Origin of the sequence: Rhodopseudomonas sp. B29 (assembly GCF_000333455.1) — a bacterium.
Lineage (GTDB): Bacteria > Pseudomonadota > Alphaproteobacteria > Rhizobiales > Xanthobacteraceae > Rhodopseudomonas.
On sequence record NZ_BADD01000100.1, the window covers coordinates 1 to 7,832 of the forward strand.

The 7,832-nt window shown below is 64.9% G+C and carries 9 protein-coding genes, 1 tRNA gene and 2 pseudogenes; 4 read left to right on the forward strand and 8 right to left on the reverse strand.

From position 1 onward, the window contains the following. Positions 1-500 precede the first annotated feature (500 nt). From I5M_RS03825 to I5M_RS32000, 3 genes and pseudogenes are all read left to right on the forward strand, one after another. Positions 501-800 (forward strand): annotated as a pseudogene (locus tag I5M_RS03825) (xanthine dehydrogenase family protein molybdopterin-binding subunit); the annotation flags it as partial. 180 nt (positions 801-980) lie between these two features. Further along, positions 981-1,481, forward strand: coding sequence for a hypothetical protein (locus I5M_RS03830; RefSeq protein WP_022720196.1), 501 nt, complete (start codon positions 981-983; stop codon positions 1,479-1,481). Positions 1,482-1,765: 284 nt separating this feature from the next. After that, complete coding sequence (locus tag I5M_RS32000) at positions 1,766-2,386, forward strand: hypothetical protein (RefSeq protein WP_083909498.1); 621 nt, start codon at positions 1,766-1,768, stop codon at positions 2,384-2,386. A gap of 108 nt (positions 2,387-2,494) precedes the next feature. Here the strand turns inward: I5M_RS32000 and I5M_RS32615 are convergent, their stop codons facing one another. Both I5M_RS32615 and I5M_RS03845 read right to left on the reverse strand, forming a co-directional pair. Next, entirely contained in the window at positions 2,495-2,635 is a 141-nt protein-coding gene (locus I5M_RS32615; protein ID WP_159103966.1) for a hypothetical protein, read from the reverse strand. 159 nt (positions 2,636-2,794) lie between these two features. Beyond that, positions 2,795-2,868: transfer RNA gene (locus I5M_RS03845), tRNA-Gly, on the reverse strand. A gap of 240 nt (positions 2,869-3,108) precedes the next feature. On the opposite strand from I5M_RS03845, the gene I5M_RS03850 reads away from it, so the two are divergent. Then, positions 3,109-3,681, forward strand: a complete 573-nt coding sequence (locus tag I5M_RS03850; protein WP_022720199.1) for a methylated-DNA--[protein]-cysteine S-methyltransferase — start codon at positions 3,109-3,111, stop codon at positions 3,679-3,681. Positions 3,682-3,954: 273 nt separating this feature from the next. On the opposite strand, the gene I5M_RS03855 is transcribed toward I5M_RS03850, so the two are convergent. The 6 genes and pseudogenes from I5M_RS03855 to I5M_RS03880 all read right to left on the reverse strand — a co-directional run. Then, complete coding sequence (locus tag I5M_RS03855; RefSeq protein ID WP_022720200.1) at positions 3,955-4,923, reverse strand: nitronate monooxygenase family protein; 969 nt, start codon at positions 4,921-4,923, stop codon at positions 3,955-3,957. Between the two features lie 225 nt (positions 4,924-5,148). Further along, positions 5,149-5,673, reverse strand: coding sequence for a hypothetical protein (locus I5M_RS32620; protein WP_244431927.1), 525 nt, complete (start codon positions 5,671-5,673; stop codon positions 5,149-5,151). An 89-nt stretch (positions 5,674-5,762) separates the two neighbouring features. Further along, the gene (locus tag I5M_RS03865) at positions 5,763-6,344 is read right to left on the reverse strand and encodes a YqaA family protein (protein WP_022720202.1); all 582 of its coding nucleotides are present in this window, start codon (positions 6,342-6,344) and stop codon (positions 5,763-5,765) included. Positions 6,345-6,481: 137 nt separating this feature from the next. Next, positions 6,482-6,886: a phosphoribosyl-ATP diphosphatase gene (hisE, locus tag I5M_RS03870; RefSeq protein WP_022720203.1), complete on the reverse strand. Its 405-nt coding sequence runs from the start codon at positions 6,884-6,886 to the stop codon at positions 6,482-6,484. Between the two features lie 98 nt (positions 6,887-6,984). Next, entirely contained in the window at positions 6,985-7,374 is a 390-nt protein-coding gene (locus I5M_RS03875) for a hypothetical protein (protein ID WP_022720204.1), read from the reverse strand. Positions 7,375-7,632: 258 nt separating this feature from the next. After that, positions 7,633-7,832, reverse strand: a pseudogene (locus I5M_RS03880) (oxidoreductase); the annotation flags it as partial.

Genomic DNA, 7,832 nt, shown 5'->3' on the forward strand with positions numbered 1-7,832 from the left:
TGAAACGAGCGCGGGTAGATTTGGTAAAGCACGCCGGCGGCCCACCAAGACGTACTTGCAACGCTTTCCATGTCTGTCCTCTCCCGTGTCGGTCACAGACGCAAGAACCCGCGGCTTGTTCCGGCAACGCAACTGTGTCGGCAAAATCGGCGGGGAGCGATTGCACGAAGTTGCGTCAAACCGGTGACGTTACCGCCGCGTGAGCCGAATGGACCGGAACGACCTGCGGCAGCCGTTGTTGTCGGCGAGGCGTAGACTCGCACCCGCACAACTTTCAGCCTCGGTGGAGCCTTCAGACGGATCGCGAACGACATGACGGCCGGCTTGCGGCCGGCAAGGGCGGTCAATTCGATCGGCGCCTACCTGAGCGGCGGCGCGCCAGTTCCGTAACAGGCCGACCCGACCCAAGCCTTCGACCGCCTCGGCGCCAATGGGATCGAGGAATTCGGTGAGTGGAAGTCGCCCGACCTGCCGACCGCCTATGGCGCCGAGCTGGTCGAGGCGGGATAATCTGGGTTCTGTCCTCGGCGCTGCGCGAGGCGTCCGAGACCGATCTCCGCAAAGCCCGCTACATCAGCGACAACCTCGCCGACTACCTCGTGCCGGTGAATGCTGATGTCAAAAAAGTCGAGGTGATTTTGCTTCCCGAGACCGACGACAAACTCGATCCGGCCGGCGTCAAAGGCTTGGGCGAGCTCGGCAACGTGGGCACGAACGCGACGATCTGCAGTGCCCTATACCATGCTACCGGTCAACGCATTCGTGAACTACCAGAGCGCCTCGTGAAGAGCGATTTGTAGCTTTGAGCTGTTATTTACGCGCTAGTGACCACGCCGATTGCGACGCGTTGTCACCGGTAAGTCTATGCCGTAGGGGGCTTGTCGCAGCGCGAAAATATGCCAGATTGCTTGTGGGCGTGGCCGAGCCTTCGGTCGAAGACTGAAAACCCAATCAGCACATCCACGTCGAGGAAGGTAAGTATGACTCAGATCATCAAGATTTACGACGACGCCAAGAAGGCCCAGGCGGCCGTTGCGGCGCTGAAAGCCGCCTCGTTCGATAACGCCGAGCTGAAGGATGGTACCACGGTGCTGGTCGATCCTCCGTTCGGCAAAGGCGGTCAGGCCGACGCGATTCTCAAGGGCTTCGGCCCGGTGCGTGATGCTTCCGGCGGCTACAGCAGCCGCTCGAGCAGCACCATCGGCGGCGAGCTGACCTCGTCGCGCACGACGCTGGGCGGCATCTTCCCGGAGCTGACCTCGCCGAATTTCTTCCTGTCGTCGATGTTCGGCCCGCTGCTGTCGGCCTCGCAGAAGCCGTTCTCGTCGCTGGCGTCCAGCCAGAAACCGTGGTCGTCGCTGGCGAAGTCACAGAAGCCGTTCTCGCAGCTGGCCGCCAACCAGAACAGCTCCACCAAGCTGATCAACGATCCGGCGCCGTTCTCCCACATGCTCGGCCTGCCGGTGCTGATCACCCGCTGAGCGGGCAGCGGCCGGCGGTCGCCGAGCCGTCATTTGTTAGCTGACCTCGAACGCCGGGCGATCTCGCCCGGCGTTGTTGTTTCCGACGACCTGTGTGACCTCGGTCAACTACTAGAATTTGCTTGCGCCTCGGCTTTTGTTCCGGAATCAATCGGTTCCAAGGGGGCTGCAGATGACTGTTAGTTGGGCGAGCAAAACAGGGCTGGTTGTGCAGATTGCTTCTGCGGTCCTGATTCCGGGGCTTGGAAGTGATCAGTTCGGTGGCCGGCTAACGGAGGCCGGGGATGCTTGAGCTGAGCATTCTGGCGCTGATTGTGCTCGCCGGCGTCTATTGGACTGCGCTGTGGCTGATGGGGCGCCATGAGGATGTGCTGTACGGCGACTTCGTCACGGCGGTCGGCGGCAGCGCCGGCCTTCCACCGCCGCCGGCTCCGGAGCCTCCGCCGCTGTTAGTGCCGCCCGAAATCCCGCGGCGCCCGCGCGGCGCTTCTCTTGCCGTGCCGCGGGATATGCTTGCTCGCCCCGCGGTCGCTGGTAAAGGCGAGATCACCGCAGGGGTTGATGTGGCGCGATCTGCTCCGCCCGTACCGCCTCCGCCGTCGGCGCAGCCTTCCATATCCCGACCGATCCCTCGGCCGAGCGCCCCCATCACGGCTATCTCTCTCCCTTCCGTTGGTCGCGAGCCAAAAGCTCATGCCTGGCCGCCCGCCGGTCCGACACGCGCCGTCAGGCAGGACAAGCTGACTTCAATTACGGCGCCCCCGATGGTTCCGCCGCGGCCGGCGTTCATCTCTCAACTTGCTGCCGGGCCGCGCCAGTCCGCTCCGCCGCAGAACGATGTACTCGCCTCGCTGCTCGAGACCATCAAGCGCGACCTTGGCGACGCGGTAAGCAAACAACGTTGACCTGAGCTGAAGCGGAGGCGATTTCCGCATCGCAACAGCGGACGCCGAGTTGGCGGCTGCGAAGCCGCGCCTCGCAATCGGCGCGGCCTATGATGAGGTCGCGGGCCGTCAGCCGGCGTGATGCCTGGTCGAGACGTTGACCTTGGCGTGTTCGTGGTGATCTTCGAAGTCGCCCCAGATCACGACGCCGAACAAAATCAAAACCGTCGACAGCGCGGCAGCAGCCAGCAGCAGGATGTCATAGCTCATCATGGTCTTCACCCCTCTGCAGATGTCTCTGCAGTCGGGAAAGCTTCCTCCCGGCCGAAGACGCCGACGTTGACGCCGATCAATCAGGATCGCTGTGGGAAGCGGAGCGCAATGCGTTCGGCGCAGGGCGGGAAGAAAGCTGGGCGGGCGCAACTGGGCTGGAGCGGGCGAAGGGAATCGAACCCTCGTATGCAGCTTGGGAAGCTGCCGTTCTACCATTGAACTACGCCCGCGTGCCGGGGTGGGCTTTGGGCCGCACCGACCCGTTTGATCTAGCCGAGACCAAGCGCGCCGCCAAGGGTCGATCGTGCGACATGACGGACATGGCGACGCGGCCGGGATGGGCACCTGGCCTGCCGGGGCGTGAGACGCCAGAAGACCCGGCATCCGGCAATGGCGGCAGACCGCGCAGCTGTTAACACTTTCTTCACATTTCGGATGCGCAGTTCCAAGTGGTTGGTATAGTCCAACCCATGGCTGGGGTTGCGTACACGATTTTCGACTCGATGGTCGGGCGTTGCGGCATCGCTTGGAGCGATGACGGCGTCCTCGCCGTTCAGCTTGCGGAGGCCCGCGAACTCCAGACGCGAGGCCGGTTGCTCAGGCAATTTCCGGGCGCACGCGAGAGCCGGCCGGCGGTCGGTATCGAGACCGCCATCGAGGGGGTCGCGGCCGCGCTCAGCGGTCAGATCTGGGATTTTTCCGACGTCGTGCTCGATCTCGGCGGCGTGGCGGCCTTCGACCAGCGCGTCTACGAGACGCTGCGCACCATCCCGCATGGCGAGACCACGACCTTTGCGGCCATCGCCCGCAAGCTGCGCGCCTCCGGCGCAATTCAGGCCGTCGGGCGTGCCGTTCGGCATAATCCGTTCGCCGTGATCGTGCCGTGCCACCGCGCGCTCGAGACTGCCGGTGACACCGGCGGCACCTGCTACAATGGCGGCAGCGTCACCCGCCGCCGCCTGCTGTCGCTCGAAGGCGCTTTCGCCAAGACCGGCCCGACGCTGTTCGACGTGCTGCTGCCGCCGCGGCCACGGCCGGTCTAGCGTAGCTTGGGCACAGTGCTAACGCGTCTTTCCCCGCCGGACGAAGTAGTTAAGTTCACTGCCTGGAGCGCCCTCACCCAACCCTCTCCCGCAAGCGGGGAGGGGGGCGCGCTGGACGTGCCGATGGGGCCTTTGTCCAACCTGCGCTAATGAAGAGTCAAAGCATCGCCGCACGGCGGGCCGGTTCCCTCTCCCGCTTGCGGGAGAGGGGTGGGGTGAGGGCGACACGGGCGATAAGCTGATATCAGCTACCCCAACATCCCATCCACGAACTCACAGGGGCGGATCGATGGCGGAGTCGTATTCCTGCTTGAAGCGGGCGACGAGTTCGGCGACGCCGGTGATGCCGGTGATCGAGCCGATGCCTTGGCCGGAGCCCCAGATTTCCTTCCAGGCCTTCGGCTTGCTGCGCTCGCCGGACTCATCCGTGCCGAAGTTCATCTTGGTCGGATCGGAGACTTCGAGATTGTCCGGATCCATGCCGGCGGCGACGATCGACGGCTTCAAGTAATTGCCATGCACGCCGGTGAAGAGATTCGAGTACACGATGTCTTCGGCCGCCGAGCTGGCGATCATTTCCTTGTAGCGCGGCACTGCGTTGGCTTCGTGCGTGGCGATGAAGGCCGAGCCCACATAGGCGAAATCGGCGCCGAGCACGCGCGCGGCGCGGATGGCGCGGCCGTTGCCGATGGCGCCCGACAGCGCGATCGGGCCGTCGAACCAGGCGCGGGTCTCCGACACGAAGGCGAACGGCGACTGCGTGCCGGCGTGGCCGCCGGCGCCGGCCGCCACCAGGATCAGGCCGTCGGCGCCTTTCTCGACCGCCTTGTGGGCGAATTTCTGGTTGATGACGTCGTGAAACACGATGCCGCCCCAGCCGTGTGCGGCCTGGTTCAGCTCTTCGCGGGCGCCGAGCGAGGTGATGATCATCGGCACCTTGTGCTTCTCACACAGCGCCAGATCGTGATCGAGCCGGTTGTTGGATTTGTGGACGATCTGATTGACGGCAAACGGCGCCGACGGCCGCTCCGGATGCGCCTTGTCGTAGGCGGCGAGTTCTTCCTTGATGCGATGCAGCCATTCGTCGAGCAGCGTAGCCGGCCGCGCATTCAGCGCCGGAAACGAACCAACCACGCCGGCCTTGCACTGCGCGATCACCAAGTCGGGGACCGAGATGATGAACAGCGGCGAGCCGATGACAGGGATCGACAGCCGGCCCTTGAACAATGCAGGCATGGACATTGCGACAGTTCTCCTCGAGGCGTTCTGGTTGTTGGCGGCGCTCGGCATGCCGGGGACGTGCTGCACCGCGATCGGGGCGCTACCAAAGCAAGCGGGCCTTCGCTTCGCAAGACAGCGTCGGCAAATTTGTCAGCGGCTGCGCCCAAGTGTCCGGTTTGCGGACTCACATGCGTGGTCGCAATTTTCGTCGCGTGAAATTGCGAGTGGGCCGCCGTGTCGCTCGGGTTACTGACACCACGCCCGGGTGACGTAGTTCTCGGTCTTGCAATCGCCCGGCTGCCGTGCGCGGCCCGGGATCAGCAGCTTGGCCGAACATTTCTCGGTGGCATCCACGCCGAGGCTGCGGCCGCCTCGATAGCCTTTGGCTTTGCATAATGTGTCCGCGGCTGCCTTGCAGTCGTCGCCATTGCCAGTCGCCGGACACGGCTGACGTCCGGTAACGAGCCCCGGCACCAGCGATGTTGAAGACGCCGGAGGGGCGGGCGGCGAGGGAGCCGGCGCCGCTACAGGGGGCGGCGGTGGCGCAGGCGGCGTGACCTGCGGCGCCGGGGCCGGTGCGGCTGGCGGCTTGTCGTCGCTGCCGAGCTTGAGGTCCGGCAGGATCGACGACGGATTTTTGATCAGTTTCTCGATTTCGTTGACCAGCCCGGAGTTTTCTCGCGGTTGCGGTGCAGGGGCTGCCGCGGGTGGCGGGGTGTCGGCGGGCGCAAGCTGCGCTGTCTGAGACAGCGCGGCCCCCGGCAGAAGCAAACCGATTGCGACGACGCAGGATCGAGCCAAGTCCAGATGTCGCGCCGGCCGAGCCGCCATTCTATCGACCTTGCTGGTCGTGCGCGTCCTCACACCAGCTTCAACGCGATGACGAAGCCCAGCACCAGCAGGGCGGCGCCGATCGACACCCACATCGTCAATCGCTTCTCGATCTGCTCGCGGATCGTCACGCCCCAGCGGTTGAGCACCACGGCGACGATGAAGAACCGGCCGCCGCGGGCGATGATCGAGAACAGGATGAACAGCCAGATGTCGTAGCCGGCGAAGCCCGAGGTGATGGTCACGAGCTTGTAGGGGATCGGCGTGAGACCCTTGAGCAGGATGATCCAGGCGCCCCACTGGGCGTAGCCGGCCCGGAACGCCTCGACCTTGTCGCCATAGCCGTAAAGCTGAATCAGCCAGTGGCCGACCGAATCGTAAAGCAGCGCGCCGATCGCATAGCCAACGATGCCGCCCGCCACCGAGGTCGCGGTGCACAGCGCGGCGTAGAACCACGCCCGCTCCGGCCGCGCCAGCGACATCGGGATCAGCATCACATCCGGCGGGACCGGAAAAAACGAGCTCTCCGCGAAGGAGACCATACCGAGCACCCACAGCGCATAGGGCTTGTGGGCCGCGTCGATGCACCAATCATAGATTTTACGCAGCATGATGGGCGATCAACCACCCCGCGGCCGATTTGTCCATGCCAGACATATGACGATACGGTTCGGCCCGAGATGGCCATATTTTGGCGCAGCGGGCCGATGGCGACTCATCGGGAGCGATGCTTATGCCCGGAGGCGGCTTAGTGGCGCTTGCGCAGAGCCCTTGTATCGGCTGCGGCGATCGGTCGCCGCCCGGCGCGAGCCGCAGGGCCCGGTTTCACCAGCTTCAGCCGTGACTTCGGCAGCTTCTCGGCGATGCCGAGCAGGTTCTCACGCCGGCCCATCTCAGCCCAGACGTCATCCGGGCGGACGCCCGCCGCGGCCCAAAGCACCGTCAGATTGTAGAGAAGGTCCGCGCTTTCGCGAACGACCGCCTCGCGATTGCCGTTGACCGCGTCGATGACCACCTCGATCGCTTCCTCGGCGAGCTTCTTGGCCATCTTGCCGGAGCCGTGCTGGAACAGCCGCGCGGTCCGCGACGTCGCGGGATCGAGATCCCGCGCCGCGAGGACGGCTTGATAAAGGCGGTCCAGCGAATCAGTCATGTCATAGCCTAACGCAACTTGATGGCGATCGCGTTAATGCTACGCGTCCTGGTCGCAAGTCTCGAGGGCGTCCGGCGTTCCTATTCGACCGCCAGCCCTCACCAGCCGCGGCCGTAGTAGCCGTAGCCGGGACCCATATAGCCGGGGCCGCCATAGTAGTGCGGACCGCCGTAGTAGCCGGGGCCGCCGTAGTAATAGCGGTCCTCGTAGGCATCGCGCGCGGCCTGCGCGGCTGCGATCGAGCCGATGGTACCAACGATGCCCGCGAACGCCGCAGCGGCAGCCGCTCCGCCGTTGCCGCCGTTGCCGCCGCGGCGGACATGATGCCGGCGCCTGGCAGCGCTGAAATCGGTGATGTCGTGGTGCGTCGTTACTCCCGGCTTCCGTGGGGCCGCCATGGCCTCGGCGGGCGCGAGCAAGGGCGTGCCAACGGCGACGATCGTGGCCAGCGCGACGGCGCGGCCGAACAGCCTGGTGTGCTTCGTCATGCGAACCTCCTTGCGCCGATAGGGCGCATTCCTCTGCCGCCCGGAACAACCCGTTCGTCAGAGCTATGGTTCCATGAAGGAAGCACAAGGTTCAAAGGCAGGCCCGAAATAAGGGGCCGCCCTCGTCGAGGTGCCGGTTAGGGAAGGCTCCCCATCCGCGTCATTGCGAGCGGAGCGAAGCAATCCAGCTCAGTGCACAGGGCTGGATTGCTTCGTCGGCTTCGCCTCCTCGCAATGACGAGGAGAGGCTGTTGGCTATCAGCCCTTGGCGAGCTGCTGGTCGAGGTCGTGCAGCACCTGGTAGCAGGGCAGCACCTGGGCGACCGAGGCGTTCGGCTCGCGGCCTTCGCGGATGGCGGCGAAGAATTCGCGGTCCTGCAGCTCGATGCCGTTCATCGATACATCGACCTTGGAGACGTCGATCTTCTCTTCCTTGCCGTTCACCAGATCGTCGTAGC

Coding starts and splice junctions, on each gene's coding strand:
- hisE (WP_022720203.1), bottom strand. CDS start 6,886: ATGACTGATTCGCTGGACCGCCTTTATCAAGCCGTCCTCGCGGCGCGG.
- I5M_RS03850 (WP_022720199.1), top strand. CDS start 3,109: ATGGCTGGGGTTGCGTACACGATTTTCGACTCGATGGTCGGGCGTTGC.
- I5M_RS03875 (WP_022720204.1), bottom strand. CDS start 7,374: ATGACGAAGCACACCAGGCTGTTCGGCCGCGCCGTCGCGCTGGCCACG.
- I5M_RS03865 (WP_022720202.1), bottom strand. CDS start 6,344: ATGCTGCGTAAAATCTATGATTGGTGCATCGACGCGGCCCACAAGCCC.
- I5M_RS03855 (WP_022720200.1), bottom strand. CDS start 4,923: ATGTCCATGCCTGCATTGTTCAAGGGCCGGCTGTCGATCCCTGTCATC.
- I5M_RS32000 (WP_083909498.1), top strand. CDS start 1,766: ATGCTTGAGCTGAGCATTCTGGCGCTGATTGTGCTCGCCGGCGTCTAT.
- I5M_RS32615 (WP_159103966.1), bottom strand. CDS start 2,635: ATGAGCTATGACATCCTGCTGCTGGCTGCTGCCGCGCTGTCGACGGTT.
- I5M_RS03830 (WP_022720196.1), top strand. CDS start 981: ATGACTCAGATCATCAAGATTTACGACGACGCCAAGAAGGCCCAGGCG.